22 protein-coding genes are annotated in these 24,481 nt (G+C 62.4%); 15 read left to right on the forward strand and 7 right to left on the reverse strand.

Annotated elements, in window-relative coordinates:
- From PSH87_RS17985 to PSH87_RS17995, 3 genes are all read left to right on the forward strand, one after another.
- Window positions 1–1,209, forward strand: coding sequence for an aspartate transaminase (locus PSH87_RS17985; RefSeq protein WP_305430505.1), 1,209 nt, complete (start codon window positions 1–3; stop codon window positions 1,207–1,209).
- Window positions 1,210–1,219: 10 nt separating this feature from the next.
- Window positions 1,220–2,752 (forward strand): MFS transporter, encoded by a 1,533-nt coding sequence (locus tag PSH87_RS17990; protein WP_305430506.1) that lies wholly within the window; start codon window positions 1,220–1,222, stop codon window positions 2,750–2,752.
- A gap of 63 nt (window positions 2,753–2,815) precedes the next feature.
- Window positions 2,816–4,147: an OprD family porin gene (locus PSH87_RS17995; protein WP_017737187.1), complete on the forward strand. Its 1,332-nt coding sequence runs from the start codon at window positions 2,816–2,818 to the stop codon at window positions 4,145–4,147.
- A gap of 164 nt (window positions 4,148–4,311) precedes the next feature.
- Here PSH87_RS17995 and PSH87_RS18000 read toward each other — a convergent pair whose 3' ends face one another.
- Complete coding sequence (locus tag PSH87_RS18000; protein ID WP_017734157.1) at window positions 4,312–4,563, reverse strand: DUF6124 family protein; 252 nt, start codon at window positions 4,561–4,563, stop codon at window positions 4,312–4,314.
- Between the two features lie 465 nt (window positions 4,564–5,028).
- Here PSH87_RS18000 and PSH87_RS18005 point away from each other — a divergent pair, with 465 nt between their 5' ends.
- Genes PSH87_RS18005 through PSH87_RS18015 form a run of 3 tightly spaced genes read left to right on the forward strand, consistent with a single transcriptional unit; the run spans window position 5,029 to window position 6,967 of the window.
- Window positions 5,029–5,973: an S-type pyocin domain-containing protein gene (locus tag PSH87_RS18005; RefSeq protein ID WP_305430508.1), complete on the forward strand. Its 945-nt coding sequence runs from the start codon at window positions 5,029–5,031 to the stop codon at window positions 5,971–5,973.
- Complete coding sequence (locus tag PSH87_RS18010; protein ID WP_305430509.1) at window positions 5,898–6,488, forward strand: S-type pyocin domain-containing protein; 591 nt, start codon at window positions 5,898–5,900, stop codon at window positions 6,486–6,488. Before PSH87_RS18005 ends, PSH87_RS18010 begins: the two co-directional genes overlap by 76 nt.
- Window positions 6,488–6,967: a DUF6392 family protein gene (locus PSH87_RS18015; protein ID WP_305430511.1), complete on the forward strand. Its 480-nt coding sequence runs from the start codon at window positions 6,488–6,490 to the stop codon at window positions 6,965–6,967. Before PSH87_RS18010 ends, PSH87_RS18015 begins: the two co-directional genes overlap by 1 nt.
- Window positions 6,968–7,154: 187 nt before the next feature.
- Here the strand turns inward: PSH87_RS18015 and PSH87_RS18020 are convergent, their stop codons facing one another.
- The 4 genes from PSH87_RS18020 to PSH87_RS18035 form a co-directional block, all read right to left on the reverse strand.
- Window positions 7,155–8,021, reverse strand: coding sequence for an alpha/beta hydrolase (locus tag PSH87_RS18020; protein WP_305430512.1), 867 nt, complete (start codon window positions 8,019–8,021; stop codon window positions 7,155–7,157).
- Entirely contained in the window at window positions 8,021–10,243 is a 2,223-nt protein-coding gene (locus PSH87_RS18025) for a TonB-dependent siderophore receptor (protein WP_305430513.1), read from the reverse strand. Before PSH87_RS18025 ends, PSH87_RS18020 begins: the two co-directional genes overlap by 1 nt.
- A gap of 97 nt (window positions 10,244–10,340) precedes the next feature.
- Window positions 10,341–11,684, reverse strand: a complete 1,344-nt coding sequence (locus PSH87_RS18030) for a sensor histidine kinase (protein WP_305430514.1) — start codon at window positions 11,682–11,684, stop codon at window positions 10,341–10,343.
- Window positions 11,684–12,412, reverse strand: a complete 729-nt coding sequence (locus tag PSH87_RS18035; RefSeq protein ID WP_305430515.1) for a response regulator transcription factor — start codon at window positions 12,410–12,412, stop codon at window positions 11,684–11,686. Before PSH87_RS18035 ends, PSH87_RS18030 begins: the two co-directional genes overlap by 1 nt.
- 976 nt (window positions 12,413–13,388) lie before the next feature.
- Here PSH87_RS18035 and PSH87_RS18040 point away from each other — a divergent pair.
- From PSH87_RS18040 to PSH87_RS18070, 7 genes are all read left to right on the forward strand, one after another.
- Complete coding sequence (locus tag PSH87_RS18040) at window positions 13,389–14,309, forward strand: ABC transporter substrate-binding protein (RefSeq protein WP_305430516.1); 921 nt, start codon at window positions 13,389–13,391, stop codon at window positions 14,307–14,309.
- Window positions 14,306–15,409 (forward strand): phosphotransferase, encoded by a 1,104-nt coding sequence (locus PSH87_RS18045; protein WP_305430517.1) that lies wholly within the window; start codon window positions 14,306–14,308, stop codon window positions 15,407–15,409. The genes PSH87_RS18040 and PSH87_RS18045 overlap by 4 nt, the downstream gene beginning before the upstream one ends.
- Window positions 15,410–15,655: 246 nt before the next feature.
- Window positions 15,656–16,279, forward strand: a complete 624-nt coding sequence (locus PSH87_RS18050) for a sulfurtransferase (protein WP_305430518.1) — start codon at window positions 15,656–15,658, stop codon at window positions 16,277–16,279.
- A gap of 127 nt (window positions 16,280–16,406) precedes the next feature.
- Window positions 16,407–18,554, forward strand: coding sequence for a TonB-dependent siderophore receptor (locus PSH87_RS18055; RefSeq protein WP_305430519.1), 2,148 nt, complete (start codon window positions 16,407–16,409; stop codon window positions 18,552–18,554).
- A 12-nt stretch (window positions 18,555–18,566) separates the two neighbouring features.
- Window positions 18,567–19,403 carry a 5'-nucleotidase, lipoprotein e(P4) family gene (locus PSH87_RS18060; protein WP_305430520.1) on the forward strand — a complete coding sequence of 279 codons (837 nt, stop codon included), beginning with the start codon at window positions 18,567–18,569 and terminating at the stop codon, window positions 19,401–19,403.
- Window positions 19,404–19,419: 16 nt separating this feature from the next.
- Window positions 19,420–19,986, forward strand: coding sequence for a nicotinamide riboside transporter PnuC (gene pnuC / locus PSH87_RS18065; RefSeq protein WP_305430521.1), 567 nt, complete (start codon window positions 19,420–19,422; stop codon window positions 19,984–19,986).
- 38 nt (window positions 19,987–20,024) lie between these two features.
- The gene (locus PSH87_RS18070) at window positions 20,025–20,759 is read left to right on the forward strand and encodes a UTRA domain-containing protein (protein WP_017735377.1); all 735 of its coding nucleotides are present in this window, start codon (window positions 20,025–20,027) and stop codon (window positions 20,757–20,759) included.
- Window positions 20,760–20,910: 151 nt separating this feature from the next.
- Here the strand turns inward: PSH87_RS18070 and PSH87_RS18075 are convergent, their stop codons facing one another.
- Entirely contained in the window at window positions 20,911–21,399 is a 489-nt protein-coding gene (locus PSH87_RS18075) for a type VI secretion system tube protein Hcp (RefSeq protein WP_305430523.1), read from the reverse strand.
- A gap of 188 nt (window positions 21,400–21,587) precedes the next feature.
- On the opposite strand from PSH87_RS18075, the gene PSH87_RS18080 reads away from it, so the two are divergent.
- Window positions 21,588–22,502, forward strand: coding sequence for an NAD synthetase (locus PSH87_RS18080; RefSeq protein ID WP_305430524.1), 915 nt, complete (start codon window positions 21,588–21,590; stop codon window positions 22,500–22,502).
- Window positions 22,499–23,005, forward strand: coding sequence for a hypothetical protein (locus PSH87_RS18085; protein ID WP_305430525.1), 507 nt, complete (start codon window positions 22,499–22,501; stop codon window positions 23,003–23,005). Before PSH87_RS18080 ends, PSH87_RS18085 begins: the two co-directional genes overlap by 4 nt.
- 27 nt (window positions 23,006–23,032) lie before the next feature.
- Here the strand turns inward: PSH87_RS18085 and PSH87_RS18090 are convergent, their stop codons facing one another.
- Window positions 23,033–24,385, reverse strand: coding sequence for an LLM class flavin-dependent oxidoreductase (locus PSH87_RS18090; RefSeq protein ID WP_305430526.1), 1,353 nt, complete (start codon window positions 24,383–24,385; stop codon window positions 23,033–23,035).
- Window positions 24,386–24,481: the final 96 nt, after the last annotated feature.

Below are 24,481 nucleotides of genomic sequence, written 5' to 3' on the forward strand. Positions count from 1 at the left end.
GTGACTGCCTCCCGCATCGCCGCCCGTGTGCAACGCATCAAACCATCGCCCAGCAGCGCCGCGTCCGACCGCGCCAACGAGTTGCGTCGCCAGGGCCAGTCCATCATCAACCTGGTGGTGGGCGAGCCGGATTTCGACACGCCCACCAACATCCGCCAAGCCGCCAGCGCTGCGATTGAGCGAGGTGAAACCCGCTATACGCAAAACGCCGGCACCCCGGAACTGCGCCAGGCCATCGTCGCCAAGCTGGCCCGCGAAAACGGCCTGAGCTACAGCGCCAGCCAGGTACTGGTGACCAGTGGCGCCAAGAGCGCGATCTTCAATGCCTTCGCCGCCACCCTCGGTGCGGGCGATAAAGTGCTGATCCCGGCGCCGTACTGGGTGTCCTACCCGGACATGGTGCTGGCCTGCGAAGGCGAACCCGTGACCCTGGCCTGCCCGGAACACGAAGGCTTCAAGCTGACCCCGGCGCAACTGCGCAACGCAATCACCCCACGCACCCGCTGGCTGCTGCTCAACTCGCCGAGCAATCCCACCGGCGCCAGCTACAGCGCCGCCGAATTGCGCGCGCTGGCCGATGTGCTGCTGGATTTCCCCCACGTGCTGCTGATGACCGATGACATCTACGAGCACATCCGTTACGAAGGCCTGGACAACCCGCATATCCTCGCCATCGAACCGGCCTTGAGCGAGCGCAGCCTGGTGGTCAACGGCGTGTCCAAGACCTACGCCATGACCGGCTGGCGCATCGGTTACGCCGCCGGCCCCGCCGACCTGATCGGGGCCATGGCGACGCTGCAATCCCAGTCCACCAGCAACGCCTGCTCGGTCAGCCAGGCGGCCGCCGTGGAAGCGCTGAATGGCGACCAAAGCTTCGTCAAGCACAGCGTCGAGGTGTACCAGCAACGTCGCGACCGCTGCCTGGATCTGCTCAACGCCATCCCCGGCCTCAGCTGCCGCAAGCCCGACGGCGCGTTCTATCTGTATGTGAACTGCGGCGGCCTGCTGGGTAAAACCACGGCCGAGGGCCAGGTGCTCAACAGCGACAGCGAGGTGGTGATGTACCTGCTGGAAAGCCAGGGCGTGGCGGTAGTCGCCGGCACGGCCTATGGTTTGGCGCCGTTCTTCCGCATGTCGATTGCCACCGACATCAGCACGCTCGACCAAGGCTGCGCGCGCATTGCCGCTGCCGTCGCCGCGCTGCGCTGAGGCCCCTGCGATGACCGTGGCGGCCCACCCTCCCCTGAGTTTCAAGCAGGCCTTGCTGGCGATGATCGGCATCTCGTTGGTGCTGATGCTCTCGGCGCTGGACCAGACCGTGATCGGCAACGCGTTGCCGAGCATCGTCGCCGAACTGGACGGCTTTGAACTCTATGCGTGGGTCGCCACCGGTTATCTGTTGGCGTCCATCGTGACCATCCCGATTTTCGGGCGGCTGGGGGATTACTACGGGCGCAAGCCGTTTGTGCTCGCCGCCACGCTGATTTTCACCCTGGCCTCCCTGGCCTGCGCGGTGGCCAATGACATGCTGGTGCTGGTGATCGGCCGCGCGTTGCAAGGGGTCGGCGGCGGCATGCTGATTGGCACCGCGTTTGCCTGCATCCCCGAGCTGTTTCCCGATACGCGCCAACGCCTGCGCTGGCAGATGCTGTTGAGTGCGCTGTTCAGCGTGGTCAATGCCATCGGCCCGGGGCTCGGCGGTTACCTCACGGGCACCTTTGGCTGGCGCGCGGTGTTTTATATCAACCTGCCGTTGGGCTGCGTGGCGCTGTTGATTGCCTGGCGCTTCTTGCCCTGGTATCGCCCGCAGCAACGAGTGGGCATTCGCCTGGATTGGCCCGGCGCGCTGTTGATCGCCCTGGCGTTGGGCAGCCTGCAATTGTTTGTGGAGTGGCTTGGGCACGCGAGCCTGGCACTGAGTGCGGCGCTGGGCCTGGGTTGTATCGCGGCGGTTGTTGCGCTGTGGCATTGGGAGCGGCGTTGCGCCCACGCGCTGTTGCCTGCCGCACTGTTCGGCCTGCCGAGCCTGCGCCTGTTGTTTATCTTGTCGGTAGCGGCCGGGGCGATCATGTTTTCGCTGCTGTTCTACCTGCCGCTGCTGCTGCAAGGCGCCTATGGTTACTCGCCCCAGGACGCCGGCCTGTTGATCACGCCGCTGGCGCTGAGCATCACCCTGGGTGCCATCGTCAACAGCCGCATCGTCACCCGTTTGCGCAACCCGAACTGGCTGCCGCTGGCAGGGTTTGTCGCGCTGTTGCTGGCGTGCCTCGGGTTGGCGGTGGTCGGGCGCGGGGCGTCGTTCAATGGGCTGCTCGGCCTGATTCTGCTGGCAGGCTTGGGCCTGGGGTTCATCCTGCTCAACCTCACGGTGTTCACCCAGACCTTGGCCGAGCGCCAGTTCCTCGGCATTGCCACGGCGCTGACCCAATCCCTGCGCCTGGTCGGCGGTTTGCTCGGCACCGCCGGCATGGGCGTGCTGGTCAACCTGCTCTACAGCGCCAATGTGCAGCGGGTGTTCCTCGCCGCCGATCACGCCGAAGGCATCGCCCTCTACGCCGACCCGCAAACCCTGTTGCATGCCCACCTCGCCGCCTCGCCCTGGCTGGACCTGGCCCGCGATGCGCTGGCCCAGTCCGTCGGCGTGGGCCTGTTGCTGTGCGCCGGGATCGGCGTGCTCGCCCTGTTCATCCTGTACCGCTTGCCGCCGGTGCGACTGCATGTCGTGCCCGCCACCGTTGCTCCTGAAAAATAAGAAAAATTTTACTGCCGCTTTTGACTGCCCTCAAAAAACCAAACACACATGGGGATGACACCGATGGAGCTTTTCAATCGCGCACCAACCGTACTCGCCGGCCTGTGCGGCCTGATGATCGCCCAGCAGGGCTACGCCGCCGGCCTGGTGGAAGACAGCAAGCTCAACGTGCTGGCCCGCAACTTCTTCAGTAACGCCGACAACCGCAGCGGCGCGGCCGACCCCAACTACACCCAGGAATGGGGCCAGGGTTTTATCGCCAACTTCGAATCGGGCTTCACCCAGGGCACCGTGGGCTTCGGCGTGGACGCCATCGGCATGTTCGGCATCCGCCTGGACTCGGGCAAAGGCCGCCACTACAACCCGCAAAGCACCGCGTTCAACGGCAATATCTTCCCCACCGACCACGACGGCCGCGCCGTGGACGAATTCGGCAGCCTGGGCCTCACCGCCAAGGCCCGCTTCGCCAAGACCGAGCTGAAATACGGCACCCTGGTGCCGATGCTGCCGGTGGTGATGTCCACCGACCGCATGCTGCAACAGACATTCAATGGCGGCCAGGTGCAGTCCAAGGACCTCGACCACTTCACCTTCACCCTCGGCCAGCTGGAACACGTGAAAGGCCGTGGGTCGAGCGACCAGATGGGCATGTCGATCCCCGGCGCCAACAACGCAGTGAGCGGCACCTTCGTCAACAAGTTCTACTACGGTGGCGTCGACTACAAACCGACCAAAGACCTGACCTTGCAGTACTACTACGGCAACCTGCAGGACTTCTACAAACAGCACTTCCTGGGCCTCAAATACGACTGGCAGATCGGTCCCGGCACCCTGCGCACCGACCTGCGCCACTTCGACAACCGCTCCGACGGCGCCAACAGCAACGACCCGGCCTACTACACCCTCGGCTACTACGGCGACGGCGTGACCAAGGGCAAAGTCGACAGCCGCCTGAGCAGCGCGCAATTCACCTACCTGGTCAACGGCCACACGATTGCCGCCGGCCTGCAACAAGTCAGCGGCGACAGCGACGCGGTGTGGTTGAACCAGGGCGATGGTTCCACGGCGTACTTCATGACCGAGTCGATGGTCGGCAAATTCCAACGCGCCGGCGAGACCACCTGGCAGGTGAAATACGGCTATGACTTCGCCGCGGTCGGTGTACCGGGTTTGAGCTTCATGGGCATGTACGAAAGCGGCTCGAACATCCGCACGCCGACGGGGGATAAAAGCGAGTGGGAGCGTAACTTGACGGTGAGTTATGTGGTCCAGCAAGGGCCGTTGAAGAACCTGAGCATTGCGTTGCGGCATGCGTCGTTGCGTACGGAAGTGACGACGCAGCGGGACAGTGATGAGCATCGGGTGATTGTCAGCTATCCGATCAGCATTTTGTAAGGCCGGATACAGCTCTTAAGCTTGATGAAAATCAAATGTGGGAGCTGGCTTTTGTGGGAACTGGCTTGCCTGCGATGGCATCACCTCGGTCTGATTGACAGACCGAGTCGTCTGCATCGCAGGCAAGCCAGCTCCCACACCAGCCCCACATTCAAGCAGTGCCGTTAGCTGCACGCGGTGATCGTCTGCCCGACGCTATCTTGCACGCGATCTGCCAGCAACTGCGCCAGTTCAATCAACTGCGCAACGCCCAGCAACTCCTCTCGCTTCGATCCTTCCAGATTAAACGCAAGATCACAGCTCAATGCATTGGCCGAGGCGAGTGTTTCGCTGAGGTTGACCAGCAGGTCTTCGGTATTGATTCCATCCGCTACGGCAAATAGACGGACAGGGGGATTGGGGGTGGGTTTGATCATTGTGAAGCTCCTAAGGAAAGTGGAGCTGCCATTGATCGCCGCGACGCGATGGGGGTGGCAGCTGTACGCAGGTTCGCGGACCGGTCCTTAGGAAACCCGGCATACCCGAAGGTATCCCGCGCACAGCCGCCATAGCGCCGCACAGTAGACGATAAAAAAGCGCCAACTGAAAGCAGACGATGACGCTTAGCGTCCATAGGAAACCGGGCCGCGACGCCCGACCGCTGAGTGTGCAGCGGTGTACGGAGACTAAAGAGCTAGTTTCCGAGGGCCAACCGCTGATAGGTGTCGGAAATTTCTGTTTCTTCGAATACCTAGCCGAACGGTCAGTTGTTTGGACTTCCTTCATTCAGCAGCATTCTTCTCGCGCCAGTTAGGCGCGATCTTCACCAGCAACGCGATAGCCCGCAAAGGCTGGCGCAGGTGGAGGCTTCTGCAGCCAGGCTTGCACGCGGAGAATGAGGCATGAGGCGTTACAACCTAACCAACGGCGCCAAGACAACGGCCGGCGGCACGGTCTACACCGGGTACACGGGCGGTACCATTAACGGGTTGGGAATGGTCAGACAGGGCGATCTCATCTTCTGCCCCGCCTGCTCCAGCCAAGGTGTCGTCGTGTGTGTCGGGCCGCGACTGGGCGAAATATGGGACGGTGCAGAGGCCGCGTTGGAAGGCGACGTGTGCCGCTGCAAATGTGACCCGCCACCTAAACTCATCGCCAACCAATTCATGGAGTTTCAGGACATAGACCCTGAAAAGTCGCCGTCTTTTTTGCCACCGCCGGGAACCACTTCAGCTCGCAGCACGGCCGCCGAGGCTTTCGCGCCGAACGCACAACCTGATGCGCTGAATGTGTGTGTATTCGCAAAATCCTGTGTCTCAGTGCCCGCCGGTTCCACAGCGGCGGGACAAGCTCCCGAACGTGCAGACAATTTCGGCAAAACTGCTCTGATCGCTTCAACCGGCACCGCTGGTACTGTCGGGCGTATCGCGGGGACGCTCGGCAGTGACCTCGGTACTTGGGCAGTACGTGGAGTAGCGGGCGCAAGCGCCGCATTGAACGTCGTGTTGCTGGCCTTTTGGCCGAGAGATATTGGCGATTCGACCCTCTACACCCCAGCGCAATTGGCAAATCTGCAATCGGCAAGCACACGGGTGCGGTTCCAGTTCCGTCAGGATGACGCGGGGGAATTGAGAGCTTATGGCATCCACACCTCGCCGGGCAGTGGTTCGGATCGGGTGCCTGTTGCACACGCCCGATGGAACGCCGACAAAAGCGCGATGGTGGCGGTCTGGATGGCATCAGCATTACTTGGACGCCCAACAACGGGCCGGTGGTCAGTGCGCCAAGTCCTTATCCAGGTACGCCCGAGCGGCTTGAAAATTTACTGGTTCATCCGATTGCAGTAGGGCCAGATTCGGCCCTCACTCACTATCCAGGCCAAGATGCCGAGGATGTGACCTGGCAGGATACGATCATTACGTTTCCGGCTGATTCGGGTGTGGCGCCGTTGTATTTGGTGTTTGCCAAGCCGGCGGTCAGGCCATTAGAAGTAGATATTTATGGCGCATTCGCCGGACGAGCGCGCGAAGGTGTTCACTTAGATCACATGCCCTCACGAGCAGCCCTAAAGCGCTACCTAACAAGAAATAAAAGCTTCTCCTCAGATGAGATTCACAACCTGATGAATTACGTAGCGAGCATCGCTGTACCCGCTCATATTCATCAGAAATATAGTGAAACCTATGGCTGGAGAAATACTAAAACAAAACAAAAAATCGATGCTCGCGACCTCCGCGGGGCGGTGGACAACAATTTCAACGCATTGAAACCGCACTTGCTTGAACAGGGTTTTTCAGAAAATGAATTAGAGAACGCTCGGCATAAAATGCACAAAATCAACGAAGATCGAGGATGGTACTAATGAATGCTGAAATGGTGGCCTTGTGGGTAAGCAGCCTAAGCGGCCTCTATAGCGATCTTTTGGCGAAGGGTGTCATTCCAGATCAACCGCTGACGCCTCTTTTTGAAGATGATGACAACGAAGACCTCCTTCAGAAGCCAATACCTGGAGTTGAACTGTGGTTTTGGGCAAAAACGAAGCGTTTAGAACAGGTGATGATCATTTTGATTCAGACGGTTGACCAGCCGATTTACACCGGGGCACTACCTGAACCGTTTACGTTGCATATGGACCAGCGTTCAGTTCGTAACGGTTTAGGAGTACCAAGTGAGTCCAAACCACCGTTCAAACTTCCTGGCGGCATGGGAATGCGAGGTGGTTCGGATAGCTATTATCTCAACCAAGATACCCATCCCAACATCATAGTGACGCTCAGTTATCTAGGAGACCTGACTGTGAACAACATCTGTTTCTCCCTCATTGATCCGGGTCACGACTGATCCGATGCTAGACGTAATGAATCACCAGCTATCCGATCAGCATTTTGTATGGCCAGGTACAGCGCTCAAGCTCGATGAAAATCAAATGTGGGAGCTGGCTTACCTGCGATAGCGGTGAGTCAGTTTGCACATCAGTGACTGATCCACCGCCATCGCAGGCAAGCCAGCTCCCACATTTTGAATTGCGCTATGGCTGGCTTAGGTGTTCCAAGGTATAGCGCAGTGACGCCGCCAACATCGGCCCATGCCCCAATCCAGGGAAGGCCTGATACCGCACCTTCAACCCCTCCACCCGCTGCAAATCCGCCAGCAGTTTCTTCGCCGCCCCATCCCCTTTCGGCCCGACCTGCCTGGACGGGCTCGCAGGCTCCTCATCCCCGCGCATCATCAGCAACGTCGGATGCTTGCCCTTCAAGCGCTGTGCCAAGCCTTCGGTGTGAATCACCCCGCCGTTCCACCACAACGATGGGCTGGCCGCCGCGTACTCGTCAAACGCCTCCGGCCGGGTCATCAGGGTGTACAGCACCAACAAGCCGCCATAGGAATGCCCCCACAACAGCTGCCGCTTGGGCTTCTCCTCCAACCGCTGGTCTATCAGCGGGCGGATCTGCTGCGTGAGCAGGTCGAGAAACGGCTCCGCGCCGCCACTGGCCACATCGGTCAGTGGGTCGCGCTGGGCGCCCTCGCCAACGCGCGGGGTGTAGTCGAAGGTGCGCGCGTTGCGTTCGATGCGCAGCGGTGTGGCGTACCCCACCGCCACCAGCACCGGTGGCGTGGCACTGTGGGACAGGCGGTTGAGCAGCGCCGTGTCCAGCGCCGCCATGGCGGCGTTGCCGTCCAGCAGGTAGGCGACCGGGTTGGCCGCGCTGACCTTGAGCGGGCGCCCCAGCCAGATGCGGTAGTGCCGCGCGCCGTCGGCGGAGTCCAGTTCCAGGGTGCTGAAGCTGTAGTCGCTGGCTTCACGCAACACCGGGGCGTCCATCAACTGGTCCGGTGCTGGCTTGGCGTAGGCGACCGAGGTAAACAGCAGCGCGAGAAAAATCCCCCGGCGCATCAGAACGACGCCGTCAGGCTGGTGAACAAGGTTCGCCCGGACTGGTTGTAAGTCGCCGCGCCCGCACCGTCGATATTGTTCACGCCCTGGGCATTGCCTTCGCGCCACAGGCGTTTGTCGAAGACGTTATCCACGCCGGCCGTGAGGCTCAGGTTCTTGCTGATGGCATAGGTGCCGCTCACACCGGCAATCGCATACGGCGACAGCTGGTTGTTCGACGAACCGGTCACGCGGTAGCCGTGGTAGTCATATTTTTTCGGCGTCTGCTTGCCGTACCAGGCCACGTTCGCTTGCAGGGACAGGTCTTGCGTGGCCTGCCAGTCGAGCATCGAGTTGAGGGTGTACTTGGGCGTGACCGAGAGCACATCGCCGGTCTGTTTGTTTTTCGATTGCAGCATGTAGGTGAAGTTGTTGGTCCAGGTCAGCGAATCGGCCAACGGCAAGGTGAGGTTGCCTTCGAGCCCTTCGACCAGCGCCTTGGGCACGTTTTCCCACTGGAACACGTTGGCACCCGCGGTGGTGCCCGTGCCGCCGGTGGCGGTGCCGACCGGGGTCAGGCCGGATTCGATCTTGTTCTTGTAGTCGTTGCGGAAGTACGTCAGCCCCGCGACCACACCGTCGTTGCGGTACTCGATCCCCAGCTCCTTGTTGACGCTGGTTTCCGCTTCAAGGTCGGCGTTGCCTTGCAGGTAGCAGCTCTTGGTCGAGCCGTAGCAACCCTGGCCGTTGCTGTACAGCAGGTAGTTGGGGTTGAGCTGATACAGGTTCGGCGCCTTGTACGAGCGGGCGATGCCGGCCTTCAAGGTCAGGGTGTCGGTGAGCACTTGGGACAGGTTCAGCGACGGGCTCCAGTTGTCGCCGACAATATCGTGGTGGTCCAGGCGCAGGCCGGGGGTGAGGCGCGTGCCGGGGCGCAGTTCAATGTTGTCTTCGGCAAACACCGAGAAGATCCGCGACGACGAGGTGCTGCTGCGGTTGGTGCTGGTCAGCCCGGCCACGCTGCCGCCTGCAGTGGTGGTCTGGGTATTGGCGCTCGGGTCGTCGAGCTTGGACTCGACCCACTCGGTGCCCAGGGTCAGTACCTGCTCGAAACCGGCGTGCAGCGGCAGGCTGACTTCGCCGTGGGCGGTCAGGTCGCGCAGTGTGGTGGTGTAGAAATCGGTGTTGGCGAAGATGCCTTCGGTGCCGCCCGCGAGGCCTTCGTTGATGCGGCTGTTGCGGGTCTTTTCGTATTGCAGGTAGGCCAGGCTGCTGCCGAAATCCCATTCGCCACGGTGGGTCAGCGCGTAGTGTTCGCGGTAGAGGATATTGGTCTCATGGCCGAGCATGCTTTTCACGCTGGCATTGCTGTTGGTGTTCTGCGTATCGCCGGTGTAGATGTTGCCCTGGCGGCTGAAACCGGCCTCCAGGTCGAGGGTTTGCTCGGGGGTCATTTTCCAGCTGAGCAGGCCGTTGACGTCCTTGTTGCGCACGCCTTCGCGCCCCGCTGGCAGTGTGCCGATCTGGGTGCCGTAGCGCGCGGATTCGTGGCCGCTGTTGATGTCGGCGTCATCGGCGTTGGTCTTGGCAATGTTGCCGTACACGCGGTAGCTGAGGTTGTCGGTGAGCGGGCCGTTGAGGCCGAAGTTCATGCGCTCGGTCTCGCCCTCTGCCTTGTGCTGGGCGAAGTTGTGGTAGATCGTCGCCGAGCCGTGGGTCTCGGTGCCGGGCTGCTTGGTGATGATGTTCACCACGCCGCCCGCCGCGCCGTTGCCGTAACGCGCGGCGGCCGGGCCACGGATGACTTCGATGCGCTCCACTTGATCGGCCGGCACCCAGTTGGTGTCGCCCCGGCTGTCACGCTCGCCGCGCCAGCCGTAGCGCACCGAGTTGCGGCTGCTCACCGGTTTGCCGTCCACCAGGATCAGGGTGTTTTCCGGGCCCATGCCACGGATGTCGATCTGGCGGTTGTTGCCGCGCTGGCCGCTGCTGGAGTTGCCGGTGAGGTTGACGCCGGGCATGGTGCGGATGATTTCCGAGAGGTCGTTGGCCGGCGGGCGTTTCTTGATGTCCTCGGCGGTGATGATCGACACGCCGGGCATCTGCTTGATCTCTTCCTGCGCGGTGCCCAACACGGTCTGGGTCGGCAGTTCCATCTGCGCGGGCGCTTCGGCCTCGGCGGCAAAACCGGCGACGGGCAACAGGCTGCAAATACTCACGGCAAGCAGGGACAAGCGGAACATGGGGCGATCTCCAAACGTCAACCCGACCGATAGCGGCGGGCCATCAAAGATCGCAGATGATAATCAGATGCAATAACGAGTAAAGAAACTTAACTTTCTAAACATTTGCCGCCGACAGGCGCAGGTTCATGCGCAGGCCCTGGCTGCCGCAGGTGGCCCACAACGCCCCGCCCTGCAATTCGATGGCACGGCGGGCGATGCTCAAGCCCAGGCCAAATCCGCTGCCGACGGTGCCGTCCAAGCGCAGGTAGGCTTCGAAGATGCGCTCCAGGTCGGCCTCGGCCACCCCCGGCCCCTGGTCTTCGATCACCAGGCACCAGTTATCGTCTTCACGTCTGCCGCTGAGGCGGATCACCCCGTGTTCCGGCGAATGGCGGATGGCATTGCGCAGGATATTTTCCAGGGCCTGGGCGAAGCTGTTGAGGTGCACGTGCAGGAGGCAGGTGCTGTCCAGTTCACACACCAACGCGTCCAGCGGCCAGCCCGTTTCGAAGTGCGCATCTTGCACCAAGGCTTCCCACACCGAGGCCACCACCACCTCTTCGGCTTCAAGGCGCGGCTTTTCGGTGTCGAGCCAGGCCAGGTTGAGGGAGTCGTCCACCAGCCGGCGCATTTCCTCCACCTCGCGGGACAGGCGCTGCTGCAACTGCTCGGGCGGCAGGCCGCTGTCGCTGGCGATCTTCAAGCGGGCCAATGGCGTGCGGATTTCATGGGACAAGGTGCGCAGCAATTGGCGCTGCTGGTTGAGGCTCTGGCGCAGGCGCTCGGCCATGTGTTCGTAGGCGCGGGCCAACTCGCCCAATTCATCCGGGCGCCGGGTCACGCTGCTGCTGGCCAGCGGCGCCAGATCGCCCGAACTCAGCGCATTGGCGCGCTCGCGCAACTCATTCAGCGGCTGCACCAGGTGCCGGTACAGCAGCAAGCCCAGGCCCAGCGCCAGCAGCACCGGCACCACGCCGTGGGTGAACACGTGGGTCCACGGCGTGAGCCCCGGCGGCAGCAGGCGTTCGGGCAATTGCATCACCAGCCGGCCGCGTTCCGGGTGCTGGGGAAAGGCGATGCTGACGTAGGGCAGTTCATCGTCGAGGCGCTTGCTCATCGGCCAACCGAGCTTGCGCATAAAGGTCAGGTGGCTGACCTGCTCGGCATTCAGCGGCGTGGTGCCAAGGCTGTGCAGATAGTCATCCAGCACGGCGACCCACGTGTGTTCGCGCTGCTGCAAGGCCAGGCGCCAGCGTTCTACGGCGTCGGCATCGCCAGTGGCCGCCACTTGTTCGGCCTCGGCGGCGTACGCGGCCAACGCGATGCGGTCCGGTGCTTCCAGAAAGTAGGTGTTGCGTTCTACCTGCAAGCCCCAGCTCCACACCAGCCACACCAGCAGCACGCAGAAGCCCACTTGCAGCAGCGCCATTTTCCACAGCAAGGGGTGGCGACGCTGCATCAGGCGCCTTCGCACATCAGCACGTAGCCTTGGTGACGCACAGCGTCGATGCGCAGGCCCTGCACGTCGATGGCCGCGAGTTTGCGCCGCAGGTTGCACACATGCACATCCAGGCCACGGTCCAGGCGGGTGTAGGGCCGATGCAGCACGTGTTGATAGAGGAAGGCCTTGGTCAGTGCTTCACCGCTGTGCTCGTGGAGGGTGCACAGCAGGCGGAATTCCGAGGAGGTGAGGCCGGCCGCTACGCCGTTGAAGCTGACGTCACGCCCATAACTGTCGAACGCCAATGCCGACGGGCGCGCCAGCAACTGCGGCGCACGTGTCCCGCAATCGATCGCCACGCGGCGCAGCAAGGCGTCGATGCGCACGTCGAGTTCGGCCAGGCTGAAGGGCTTGGGCAGGTAATCATCCGCGCCCTGGCTGAAGCCGGTGATGCGGTCCTGCTCGGCGCCCAGGGCCGACATGAGGATCACCGGCGTACCGCGCTCGTGGCGCAGGCGCGCGAGGATATTCAGGCCGCTTTCGTTGGGTAGCATGATGTCCAGCAGGATCAGCTCCACCGGCGCATGCAGGGCCATGTCCAGGCCTTGGTCGCCGCGATGGGCGCTGTTCAAGACGAAGCCGCGGCGGCTGAGGTGGGTGCTGAGGTGGGTGCACAGTTCGACGTCATCCTCGATGATGAGGATGCGTGGGGTGGGCGGCGGAGGGGCTAGATGATAAGTATTCACAATTACGGCAGTTTCGCATTCGATGAAACATTTCGCAATGTTCACTGATGCAACGGGTTCGAACTGTGGGAGCTGGCTTGCCTGTGATGGCGGTCTATCGGTGTACATATCCATTATTTGGGTTACGGCGGCTTATGGTTCCGCCCTTACGGCGGGTCACTTTTGGAAAAGAGCCCCAAAAGTAACCAAAAGGGCTCTTGCCCCAACACTCGGTGCCTCGCCTAGGCTCGGCATGCCCGTAATCCGACATGGATTTGGGGGGCCGCCGCCACGCGCCATCCATGGCGCGGGGCGGCTAAACCGGCATCCCTGCCGGTTTACCCCCCAAATCCATGTCGAATTCCGGCCAGCGTGTTTAACGGGGCGCCTAAGATCAAAATCAAAAACAAAGCACGGCGGCCTAGTAGCCGACCGGGTCTCTGGAGCTGTCGCGTTTCCCTGTGGGAGCTGGCTTGCCTGCGATGGCATCGACTGGGTTTGCCTGATGTACCGAGGTGTCTGCATCGCAGGCAAGCCAGCTCCCACAGTTGAGCGGTGAACACCATGAGAAATACCGGTCGGCTTTAAGGCCGCCGCGCTCTGGCTTTTGATCTTACTTGCCCCGTCAAACACGCTGGCCGAACGCAGGCTTGAATCCGTGGGCAACCCGGCAGGACGCCGGGTTAGCCGCCCTGCGCCATGGATGGCGCATGGCGGCGGCCCACGGATTCAAGCCGGAGTGAGGGCATGCCGAGCCTAGGCGAGGCACCGAGTGTTGGGGCAAGAGCCCTTTGCTTACTTTGGGGCTTTTCCAAAGTGAGCCGCCGTAAGGGCGGAACCATAGGAAGCCGTTACCTAAATAACGGATATGTACACCACCACCAAAAACCAAAAAAACCACCCCAGTTATATCCATAGCCAAAAACGATATTGGTATATACCAGATCACTCCCCTATAAATCCCCGACCAAAACAAGCTGTGCTGGAGTAACACGCAATGGTGTCGGTAAAGGTAATGCTCGAATACTTCCACCCCTGGCCAAACTCGGCCGGCCTGTACCTGGCCCGCGAACGCGGCTGGTACAAGGAACTGGGCCTGGAGGTGGAACTGGTCGTCCACGACCCCTACCACGGCGACACCCTGCAACACCTGCTCACCGGCGCCGCCGATTTCGGCCTGTTCCCCAGCAACCGCCTGCTGGTGCGCCGCAGCCTCGGCCAACCGCTACAAGGCATCGCCGCGATCAACCACGCCGGCCTGGAATCGATCCAGACCCTCACCGACTCCGGCATCCGCCGCCCCCGCGACCTCGTAGGCAAACGCCTGGCCCTCAACCCGACGCCACGCGGCCTGGCCATGGTGCGCCACCTGGTCAGCCGCGACGGCGGCGACCCGGACGGTGTAATCCTCGTAGACAGCGGCGTGCGCGAACTGCGTCCCGAGCAACTGGCCGAAGGCCTCGCCGATGCCAGCTTCGGCGGCTACTGGGCCTGGGAAGCCTTGATGCACAGCCCCATCGCCAGCGAACGCCGCGTGGTGTTGCCGGTGGATGAGATCGGCGCACCGGCCTATCACAGCTACCTGCTCGGCGCCCATGAACGCACCCTGGCGGACAAGCCCGAAGTGGTACGTGATTTCCTCGCCGCCACCGCGCGCGGTTATCTGGCCGTGGCACAAGACCCGTCAATCGCCCTCGCCGCCTACGAGCACACCACGCCGTATTTCCCGGCGGAATTGTTGAGCGCCTCACTGCATAAGATCGCCCCGACCTGGCTGCACCAAGGCCGCTGGGGCGAGCAACGCCAGGCGCTGCTACAACCCTACGCCGAGTGGCTGCACAGCCACGCGGTGCTCGACAACCCGCAGGCCTGGCAAGGCTCAACCAGCAACGCCTTCCTGCCCGAGGTGGCGGCATGAAGCCACAACGCACCTCCCATGGCCTGGGCCTGGAACCGGTCGCCGCCGACTGGCCGGCGTTGCACGAAAGCGACATCGAACAGCTGCTGCGCCATTACCCGCAACTGGGCGCGCTGCGCAGCCTGCATTGGCACAGCCCGCGACCGTTTTCCGCCGCAGGCTTGATCACCACCGGCACGGGCACGCTGTTCGTCAAACGTCATCACCAACACGTGCGCCAAGCGGCGTGGCTGGCAGAAGAACACCGCCTGATCGCCCACCTGCATGGCCAAGGCGCGCCAGTGGCCGCAGTGGTGCCGAACCAACAGGGCGCCACGGCCACCGAGCAAGGTGAGTGGACCTATGAAGTGCACCACATCGCCGAGGGCCTGGACCTGTATCGCGATGCGCTGTCGTGGTCGCCGTTTCAACAGCATCAGCACGCCGTCGCTGCCGGCCAGGCCTTGGCACGCTTGCATCAAGCGGCTGAACACTACGCCGCGCCGCAACGCCAGACCCCGGTGCTATTGGCCAACGCGCGACTGATCCAGCACGCAGCACCGCTGGAAAACATCAGCAGCGCCTACCTCGCCGACAAAGACTGGCATGCCCAGCTCAGCGAGTGGTTGCTACCCTGGCACCGCGAGTTGCATCCGTTGTTGCGCGAGCAACCGCCGCTGTGGACCCACAACGACTGGCACGCCTCCAACCTGTTGTGGAACGCCGACGGCAGTGTCTCCAGCGTGCTGGACTTCGGCCTGGCCGACCGCACCTTCGCCCTCTTCGACCTGGCCACCGCCATCGAACGCAACGCCGTACCCTGGCTCGACCTGGACACCGGTGGCGTGGCCCGCGCCGATCTCGACAGCGTCGATGCGCTGCTCGCCGGCTACCACCAGATTCGCCCGTTGCGCGCCAGAGACCTGCACACCCTCAGCGCCCTGCTGCCCTTGGTGCATGTGGATTTCGCGCTGTCCGAGGTGGCGTACTTCCACGACATCGTCGGCTCCACCGCCAGCGCCGATGTGGCGTATTACGCCTACTTGCTCGGCCATCTGCGCTGGTTTGCCGGGGCCGAAGGGCAGCGTCTACTTGGCCATATCCGGCGTAAAAACGTATGAGCATTCTGGTCGACAGCCAGTGGCTGCACGCGCTTCTCGCCGACCCGACGCTGGTGGTGCTGGATGCCACGGTGGTGTTACCAGCGCCCGAATTCGACGGTGACTACCGCGTCCACAGCGGCGAGGAAGGTTGGTTGCAGGCGCATATTCCCGGCGCGCGACATGCCGATTTATTGACTGAACTGGCCGACACCCAGGCCAGTTTCAGCTTCGCCCTGCCGCCCCCCCGAAACCCTGGTCAGCGTAATGGCCAGCCTCGGCGCCGGCCAAGGCAAAACCCTGGTCGTCTACGACCGCGCCGATGGCTTCTGGGCTGCGCGGTTGTGGTGGATGCTGCGCGGCGTGGGCATCGACGCAAGCGTACTCGACGGCGGCTTCAATGCCTGGCGCGCAGCCGGTCTACCCGAACACAACGGCCCCGCCGAACCGATAACACCCGTACAACCCTGGGCCATCCACCCGCGTCAAAACCTGTGGATCGACCGCCACGGCGTCGAAGCCATCGCCAGAGGCCACGCCCCGGGCGTGCTGATCTGCGCCCTCGGTGCCGCGCTGTTTGAAGGCTCAACCGCCACCCGCTACGCCCGACGCGGACACATCCCCGGCAGCCAGAACCTGCCGGCCCGCCAGCTGTTCGACGCCCACGGCCGCTACCTGCCCAAGGATGCCCTGGCCCGGGCGATTGGCCCCACGCTGCTGCACAGCGACGGCCCCCTGGTGCTGTATTGCGGCGGCGGTATTTCCGCTGCCGCCAATGCGTTGGCCCTGACCCTGTTGGGTCGCCAGGACATCGCGATCTACGACGGTTCCCTACAGGAATGGGCCGCCGACGCACGTTTGCCAATGACTACCGGAGCAGCTCCGGCCTGACGCCACTTCTGGCGAACTCGGCTTTTTCATCACGAACTGGCAACCCGTCCGTTGCGCAGCGCTGGGCCCCTTTGCGCCCGATAAAAGCGTACGGCAGCGGCGGTCAGACCTTTGGAGCGCTCTCTACATGGCTACACCCTATCGCCACACCCTGCTCGCCCTGAGCATCGCCTTCGCCGCCACGGCCGTGCAGGCCCAAGATGCGACCTTGGACACCGTCACCGTCCTCGGCCAGGCAACCACCGACTACCAGGCGAAAAACGCCGCCGTGGCCGGTTTCGATAACGCGCCGTTGCTGGACACGCCGGCGTCCGTCGCGGTGATCACCGAAGCCCGCTTGAAGGACCAACAGGCGCGCTTGCTCAGCGAAGTATTGAAAAACGACGCCTCGGTCGGCGACAGCTACGCCCCGGTCGGCTACTACGAGAACTTCGTGATTCGCGGCTTCGCCCTCAACCCGGCGAGCAGCTACAAGATCAACGGCCGCACGATCACCGGCGAACAGAACGTCGCCCTGGAAAACAAGCAGCAAGTCGAAGTGCTCAAGGGCCTGGCCGGCTTGCAGAGCGGCGTCTCCGAGCCCGGCGGGCTGGTCAACTACGTGAGCAAGCGCCCGGAAAATGTGCGCTCGGTCACGGTGTCCACCAACGAACAGGGCGAACGCTACCTGGCCACAGACATCGGCGGCTGGCTCGGTGCCGAACAGCAGGTGGGCGTGCGCATCAACCTGGCCCACGAAGACATCCGCTCCTATGTCGACCATGCCGACGGCAAGCGCGATTTCGCCTCGCTGGCGCTGGACTGGAACATCAGCCCCAACGCCCTGCTGCAACTCAACGCCGAGTACCAGGACCGCGAGCAACACTCGGTGCCGGGCTATCAACTGCTCGGCGGCACCAGCGTGCCGCGCCACGTTTCGCCAGAGGACATGCTCGCCTACCAGAGCTGGTCGAACCCGGTGGGCATCCGCTCGTTGAACCTCGACGGGCTGTTCGAATACCGCTTCAACGATGCCTGGAAAGCCAGCTTCAGCGCGTCCCGCAGCCGTGTGGTGATCGACGACTACAGCACCTTCGCCTGGGGCTGCTACGGCGCCGCCAGTTGCGCGAATACCGCCGTGCCCAACCACTTCAGCGCCGAGGGTGACTACGATATCGCCGACTACCGCAGCCCCGACGACACCCGCAGCAACGAAGAGGCCCAGGCCGCCCTCAACGGGCAGTTCAACACGGGTTTTCTCACGCACGACCTGACCTTCGGCACCACTGCGTTCCGGCGCTTGGTGGACCGGCGCAAGTCGGTCAACGAATACATCGGCGAGGGCAATATCTATCAGCCGTCGCCGGTGCTCGAACCCTACGACGGCCCGCTCGGCCACACCTACCGGCGTCTCGACAGCCGCCAATATGGCCTGTTCGCCAGCGACCGCATCAGCTTCAACGAGCAATGGCAAACCGTGCTCGGCGGGCGCCAGGTGCGTCTCGACGAAGAAACCTACAACCAGTCCGGCGCCACCACGCGCCACACCCAACGCAGCGTGTTCCTGCCCCAAGCGGCGTTGATCTACAAACCGCGCCCGGACACGTCGCTGTACGCCAGCTACAGCAAAGGCTTGTCCCTCGGCGGTGAGGCCGCGTGGTTCAGCAGCAACGCCGACGAGGTGCTGCCGCCGACCACGTCGCGCCAACTGGAGGTGGGCATCAAGCGCGACTTCCAGCGCCTGAGTCTCACCGCCGCGCTGTTCCAGATCAGCCAGGACCTGCAATACAACCGGCCGAATGACGACGGCACGACCACCTTCGTGCAGCAAGGCAAACAGAAAAATGTCGGCATCGAATTGTCCGCCAACGGCCGCGTGACCTCCGACCTGCAAGTCTCGGCCAGCGTCGCGGCGATCCGTGCGCGGGTCAGCGACAGCGGCACCGACAGCTACGACGGTCACCAGGCGATCAACGTGCCCAAGCTGCGCGCCAGCCTGCATGGCGACTACAGCGTCCCCGGCATCCCGGGCCTGGCCTTGCTCGGCGGCGTGCAATACAGCGCGAGCAAGTACGCCAACCGTGAAGCCACGGTAAAGGTCGACGACTACGCGGTGTTCGATGCAGGCGCGCGCTACACCACCCGGGTCGGCGATTACGCTACTGTGCTGCGCCTGACCGTCGACAACCTGTTCGACAAACGCTACTGGCGCGATGTGGGTGAATCGGCGGGCGACGGCTACCTGTTCCTGGGTGCGCCGCGCACCGCGCGGTTATCCGCCACCGTCAATTTTTGAGGCCTATCGTTCATGCGTAATCTGATGTTTTCCAGTGTGTGCCTGCTCTCCACCGCCCTGGTCGGCTGCCAGCAGCAACCGCCCGCCAACGACCAACTGGTCGCGGTGCTGTGGACCCAGACCTCCATCGAGCACGAGCTGATTTACCGCCAGGTCTTCGCCAGTGCCACGCGCCAGCTGGACGCGGCCCTGGCCGACCCGAGCTGGGACGCCCTGCCCTTGCCGCCGCGCAACCTCAGCGGCCTGCCCCCGGCCGTGGTGGTGGATATCGACGAAACCGTGCTGGACAACGTGCCGCTGAATGCGCGGGACATCCTCACCAACCAGGTCTACTCCTATGATCGCTGGAACACCTGGGTCGACCAGGCCAAGGCGCAGGCACTGCCGGGCGCGGTGGAGTTCCTGCAAGCGGCGGACAAGAAAGGCATCACCGTCTACTACATCACCAACCGCGAGCACAGCCAGGTCCAGGCCACGGTCAACAACCTGCGCCTGCGCGGTTTCCCGGTGGCGCACAACGAACAGGTGCTGGCCGCCAGCACCCCAACCGGCCACTGCGAGCAAGCCGGCTACGGCAAGAACTGCCGGCGCCAATGGGTCGCCAGCCACGCCCGCGTGCTGATGCTGGCGGGTGATTCCTTCGGCGACTTCGTGCAGGCCGAACACAACACCCTGGCCGCGCAACGCAAGGCCGCCGCGCCGTACCTGGCCTGGCTCGGCCAGCGCTGGTTCCTGCTGCCCAACCCGACCTACGGCAACTGGTACAGCGCGCCCTATGGCGATCAGGAAAAACTGCCCTTCGAACGCAAGCGCCAACTCAAGCAACAGGCGCTGCACCTGGAAAACTAGTCTTTGAGAGTGCCCTATGTCGCCACTGGAAATCGTCGCCGTCTGCTTCAACATCGCCGGGGTCTGGCTCACCGCACAACGGGTGCGCTGGTGCTGGCCGGTCAGCGTCGTCGCGGTGTTGTTGTATGCCTGGATCTTCTTCGAGGTGAAGCTGTATTCGGACATGCTCCTGCAACTGGTCTTCGCCGTGCTGCAAGGCTATGGCTGGTGGCGCTGGAGCACCGGGCGTGTGGACGCCGGCAAGGTGCGGGTGGAACGCCTGCCGATGCAGGAGGCATGGCGGCACTTGCTGGCGGGCTTGATCGGTGCCGTGGCCCTCGGCGCGGTGATGCACCACTTCACCGACGCCGCCCTGCCCTGGCTGGACTCGCTGCTCACCGCCTTCAGCTTGGTGGCCAGCCTGTGGGCGGCGCGCAAATACGTGGTCAGCTGGTGGTTGTGGATCGTGCTGGATGCGGCCTATGTCGGGCTGTTCCTCTACAAGGACCTGCTACCGACCGCCGCCCTGTACGCCGGTTTTGTGCTGCTGGCGGCCTATGGTTTGCGGGCCTGGCAACGTGACCTGCGCCGGCAGGAAGGGTAGAGTCACGCCCACGTCATGCCTGCCTACGGAACCCCAGGATGCCTTTCGACCCCATATCCCCGCACTACCAGCGCATCCGCGAACAGATCGCCCACGACATTGCGTCCGGTAGTCCCCAGGCCGACGAGAAATTCCCCTCCGAACGGGACATGATCGAACGCTTCGGCTGCACCCGCGTCACCTTGCGCCAGGCCTTGCAGCAACTGGAGGCCGAAGGCCTGGTCTACCGCGAAAACCGCCGGGGCTGGTTCGTCAGCCCGCAGCGCATCCGCTACGACCCGACGCGCATCAGCGGCTTTATGGACTACGTCAGCGCCCAGGGCCGCACGCCCCGCACCGAATGCCTGCACGCCGAACTGCGCCCCGCCGGCCCGTGGCTGGCCAAGCGCATGGGCCTGGCCTCGGCGGATGAACCGGTGTTCTTCCTGCAACGCCGCCGCTGGATCGACCGCCGCCCGGTGCTGCTGGAATTCAACGCCCTGCTCGCCAGCTGGTGCCCCGGCCTGCTGGACGCCGACCTCAACACCTCGTTGACCCAACTGCTGCGCGAACGCTTCGCCCGGGTGCAATCGCGCTGCGAGTTGGAGATGCACATCGGCACGGTCAACGAGGAACAGGCGGAGTTGCTGCAACTGTCGCCCGGTTCCACCAGCGTCTACCTGGAGCGTTTGAACTTCGGTGAAGACAACCAGGCCGTGGAATTCGACCAGGAATTCTGGCGCCCGGATGCGTTGTCGATTGTGATGGAGACGCGGTATCCGGGCACGGATTAAGGGCGAACGCTGTACCTGTGGCGAGGGAGCTTGCTCCCGCTGGGCCGCGAAGCGGCCCCGGCTCTTATTGGGACTGCTGCGCAGTCCAGCGGGAGCAAGCTCCCTCGCCACAGGTTACTGTTTGCTCTTTCTGATGCTTAACGGACTGGCATTAGGCCTTCACGTTCTGGCGGATATTCCAGCCAAACTTCACTGGCCCACCGTCCTTGGCGCCGTCGGCTTTCTGCGGCTGGTAGCTGACATCCACGGTGGCAAAATTCAAGGCGATGCGGTCGTAAAGCAGATCATCTTTGCTCTCTGCACTGGTGCTGTAAGACACCACCATGACTTCCTTCAAGGTGATCACCAGGTACTCCACCGGGCTGGAACCACCCGCCTTGCGCACCACCAACCGCGCCTCGGGGTAATGCTTGCCGCTGGCGCAGGCCATCATCAGGTTGGGGCTGGATTTATCCAGCGGTTTGCTCAGGTTCAGGTTGCCGATATCGACCTTGCCCGCACCACCGCCCGTACCGGAATGCATCGAACCCGTCTGCGACAACCCCCACGTCCACTCGGTGATGTCGATTTCATCGCGGTGCGCCTGGTCCCGTGACTCACCTTTGATATCGCCCAGTTTCAAAAACATATCGACGGCCATGTTGGCTCCCTGTCCTTAGTTAGCGCCGGAAATGGCGCGGGGCGAACTTTTCCTGATCCGACACGCGGGCCACAAGCCGCCACAGCAGGATCGGGAAGTGCCTGTCGGCAAACACCGAAACTTCCGACATTCATTTGCGCCGCCGCGTCTTTAACCTCTCCACTCCCGAAAAACCCAGGAGTTAAGGAATGACGACCGCCCTGTTCAAAGATGGATTCCCCTCGGCCCACCGCAATACGCGCCAACGCATTGAAAGCAGCATTGACCTGCGGCGCCTGTTCTCCGCCATCGACGCCGACCCCGCGCTGATTGGTGCGGGGGTGGTGTATATCGATGAGGATTTTAATGTGCTGAAACTGCGTGAATTTCAGGCAGTGTGCAGGGTACAGCCAATCACGGTGGTGTTGCGTGAGGCGCCGAGGGCTGTGGGGCCGGTGGAGTTCAAGCGGATGTTGGAGCATGAGCCCCGGGAGTCGGAATGGGTGGCCGAGGCACTGAATACGGCAATAACGTGTGCCGGAGCGGTACTGAGTTGGGTAGTGGTTACAAGTGGAGTGGCGTTGATGCCGTTTACAGCGGGAACGAGTGCGGTGCTTACCTTCGTCGGCAAAGCTGCTGCTGTTGCGGGTACCGTTCAATGCATCGCCGGCGTTATACGGACGGGATCAGAGGCAGCCTTTCCTGAAGCAAATGACTATCTGGATGACGAAGCCTGGTATCAGGCTGCAACAGTCGTGCTGGACGGTATTGCTCTACTTGGGGTTGCCACATCGGCGTTGGTCACAACGAAGGTCATCACTACAACCACTAGAGTAACGGGGAAAAACACCCGTCAAATACTCAAAGGTTTGACTCGCCAAGAACGTACAAAACTCAACAACGAATTGCTGAGAATCCGAGACCCAAGGTTAACACCCAAACTGATCAAGCTGGAAAAAGCAGCCGGCAGAGTTGCCAAGCGTATTAGTTCGACACGAATGCAACAGGCAACGGCCGTCCACATATTGGATACCGTAGCTGCTTCGCTAAGCTTCACCAGTAGTGCAATCTCTGGAAACATCAGGACATTGGCCTTGGGCATCTACGAGGAAGTCAGCCAATGAGCAACCAAAGCAAGATAAATGCTCGATATTACTCAGCGACCTTTATTGAAAATCCTTGGCAATTTCTCAAACGGTACATGCCCGTAATCGCAGTAGACCTGCTCGTCGGGTGCTGTTCGATTGCATTGACCGCGATCCTGTCGATGCTCACCTACCTCTCTGATTACACCGTAGCCGTTACCACCAAGACTGCTTTTTTGAGCGGCATTGGATTGGGTGCCGTATTTGCCCTAGCCAAATACGAAGTGCTCTACGGCCGCATCCACTGGGTCTGGCTAAACGTCGCAATCTATCTCATCTGCCTGCTGCTCGCACTGCCCACAATCGTCTACCACCCCAACGTTTACCTCTACTCACTGACCCTCCTCGGCCCACTAATCGGCCTGCTGATTCTTAACAGCAACCGCTGCCGCGAACTACGACAAAAGTCGCTCGAACTCCGCCACAAGCGCGAACACATCATCACCACCCTGAAAAAACAGGGCAAATGGAAATGGTGGTAAACACCGCGCTCAGGCCGTTGAGACTACCTACGCACCAACCGCTTGCAACGGCTTCGCCACCCGCGCCGCCGTATGACGATTGACCGGTACCGGCAACCCCAAGTGCCCGCGCAACGTGCTGTGGCTGTACTCACTGCGAAACAACCCACGCTCGCGCAGCAGCGGCAGCACTTGATCGGTAAAACGCGCGAAGTCATCCGGCGCACCTACGTGGATATTGAACCCATCCACCGCCCCTTCGACAAACCAACGCTCGATCTCATCGGCCACGGTCTGCGGCGAACCGACAAAGCTGGAGAACGGTTTGGCAAAACGCAACGCCGCCTGGCGCAAGGTCAGGCCCTGGTCGCGGGCGACTTGTTTGATATTTTCCGCGTGGCCGCGATAGCCGTTGCTGCCCAGGTCGCCGAGTTCCGGGAACGGTTCGTCCAGCGGGTATTGGCTGAAGTCGTGGTAGTTGAATGGCCGCCCCAGCTGCACCAGCGCCTTGTCCAGGTCCAGCTCGCCATTGCGTTCGCGGTCGATGGCCTGGGCCTGTTCGTCGGTGTCGGCAATGATCGGTGAGATGCCCGGCAGGATAGTCACGTGGTCGGGGTTGCGCCCGGCGGCGGCCGTGCGTTGCTTGATGTCGCGGTAGTAGGCCTGGGCGTCCTCGAAGTTGCCGACGCCGGCAAAAATCCCCTCGGCATAATTCGCCGCCAGGCTGCGCCCGGACTCGGAAATCCCGGCCTGGAAAATCACCGGTTGGCCCTGCGCAGAACGGGCGATATTCAGCGGGCCGGTCACGGCGAAAAACTCGCCCTGGTGATCGAGTCGGTGCTGGCGTTGCGGGTCGAGGAACACCTTGCTCGCCTTGTCGCGCACAAAGGCGTCGTCTTCATAGGAATCCCACAAGCCCTGCACCACTTCCAGGTGCTCGGCGGCGCGGCGATAGCGCTCGGTGTGGTCGATATGCTGCTCGCGGCCAAAGTTGCCAGCGGCACCTTCCAGGCCGGTGGTGACCACGTTCCAACCGGCGCGGCCGCCGCTGATATGGTCCAGGGAGGCGAACTGGCGGGCGACGTTGAAGGGTTCGGTATAGGAGGTGGTGAGAGTCGCCACCAGGCCGATTTTCGAGGTGGCGCCGGCGATGGCGGACAGCAGGGTCAAGGGTTCCAGGCGGTTGAGAAAATGCGGCGCCGAATCCGGGGTGATGTAGGGGCTGTCGACAATGAACACCAGGTCGAACTTGGCCGCTTCCGCCTGCCGGGCCTGGGCGCGGTACCAGTAGATATCCACACTGGCATCGCCGGGGATCTGCGGGTGCAGCCATTCGTTTTGCGCGGTACCGACGCCGGTGAGGATGGCGCCGAACTTGAGTTGCCGGGGTGTTGTGGACATGGGGGTTATTCCTCCGTGGATGGCTGTCGAGGCTGACATTAATAGCCCCACAGGGGCCTTGTGAAAGGCTTTGTAGGTCTATGCTAATCATTAAAA

The organism is Pseudomonas sp. FP453 (assembly GCF_030687495.1).
GTDB lineage: Bacteria > Pseudomonadota > Gammaproteobacteria > Pseudomonadales > Pseudomonadaceae > Aquipseudomonas.

Coding starts and splice junctions, on each gene's coding strand:
- PSH87_RS18025 (WP_305430513.1), bottom strand. CDS start 10,243: ATGTTCCGCTTGTCCCTGCTTGCCGTGAGTATTTGCAGCCTGTTGCCC.
- PSH87_RS18060 (WP_305430520.1), top strand. CDS start 18,567: ATGCGTAATCTGATGTTTTCCAGTGTGTGCCTGCTCTCCACCGCCCTG.
- PSH87_RS18075 (WP_305430523.1), bottom strand. CDS start 21,399: ATGGCCGTCGATATGTTTTTGAAACTGGGCGATATCAAAGGTGAGTCA.
- PSH87_RS18085 (WP_305430525.1), top strand. CDS start 22,499: ATGAGCAACCAAAGCAAGATAAATGCTCGATATTACTCAGCGACCTTT.
- PSH87_RS18030 (WP_305430514.1), bottom strand. CDS start 11,684: ATGCAGCGTCGCCACCCCTTGCTGTGGAAAATGGCGCTGCTGCAAGTG.
- PSH87_RS18080 (WP_305430524.1), top strand. CDS start 21,588: ATGACGACCGCCCTGTTCAAAGATGGATTCCCCTCGGCCCACCGCAAT.
- pnuC (WP_305430521.1), top strand. CDS start 19,420: ATGTCGCCACTGGAAATCGTCGCCGTCTGCTTCAACATCGCCGGGGTC.
- PSH87_RS18000 (WP_017734157.1), bottom strand. CDS start 4,563: ATGATCAAACCCACCCCCAATCCCCCTGTCCGTCTATTTGCCGTAGCG.
- PSH87_RS18050 (WP_305430518.1), top strand. CDS start 15,656: ATGGCCAGCCTCGGCGCCGGCCAAGGCAAAACCCTGGTCGTCTACGAC.
- PSH87_RS18015 (WP_305430511.1), top strand. CDS start 6,488: ATGAATGCTGAAATGGTGGCCTTGTGGGTAAGCAGCCTAAGCGGCCTC.
- PSH87_RS18045 (WP_305430517.1), top strand. CDS start 14,306: ATGAAGCCACAACGCACCTCCCATGGCCTGGGCCTGGAACCGGTCGCC.
- PSH87_RS18055 (WP_305430519.1), top strand. CDS start 16,407: ATGGCTACACCCTATCGCCACACCCTGCTCGCCCTGAGCATCGCCTTC.
- PSH87_RS17990 (WP_305430506.1), top strand. CDS start 1,220: ATGACCGTGGCGGCCCACCCTCCCCTGAGTTTCAAGCAGGCCTTGCTG.
- PSH87_RS18020 (WP_305430512.1), bottom strand. CDS start 8,021: ATGCGCCGGGGGATTTTTCTCGCGCTGCTGTTTACCTCGGTCGCCTAC.
- PSH87_RS18070 (WP_017735377.1), top strand. CDS start 20,025: ATGCCTTTCGACCCCATATCCCCGCACTACCAGCGCATCCGCGAACAG.
- PSH87_RS17995 (WP_017737187.1), top strand. CDS start 2,816: ATGGAGCTTTTCAATCGCGCACCAACCGTACTCGCCGGCCTGTGCGGC.
- PSH87_RS18090 (WP_305430526.1), bottom strand. CDS start 24,385: ATGTCCACAACACCCCGGCAACTCAAGTTCGGCGCCATCCTCACCGGC.
- PSH87_RS18040 (WP_305430516.1), top strand. CDS start 13,389: ATGGTGTCGGTAAAGGTAATGCTCGAATACTTCCACCCCTGGCCAAAC.
- PSH87_RS18005 (WP_305430508.1), top strand. CDS start 5,029: ATGAGGCGTTACAACCTAACCAACGGCGCCAAGACAACGGCCGGCGGC.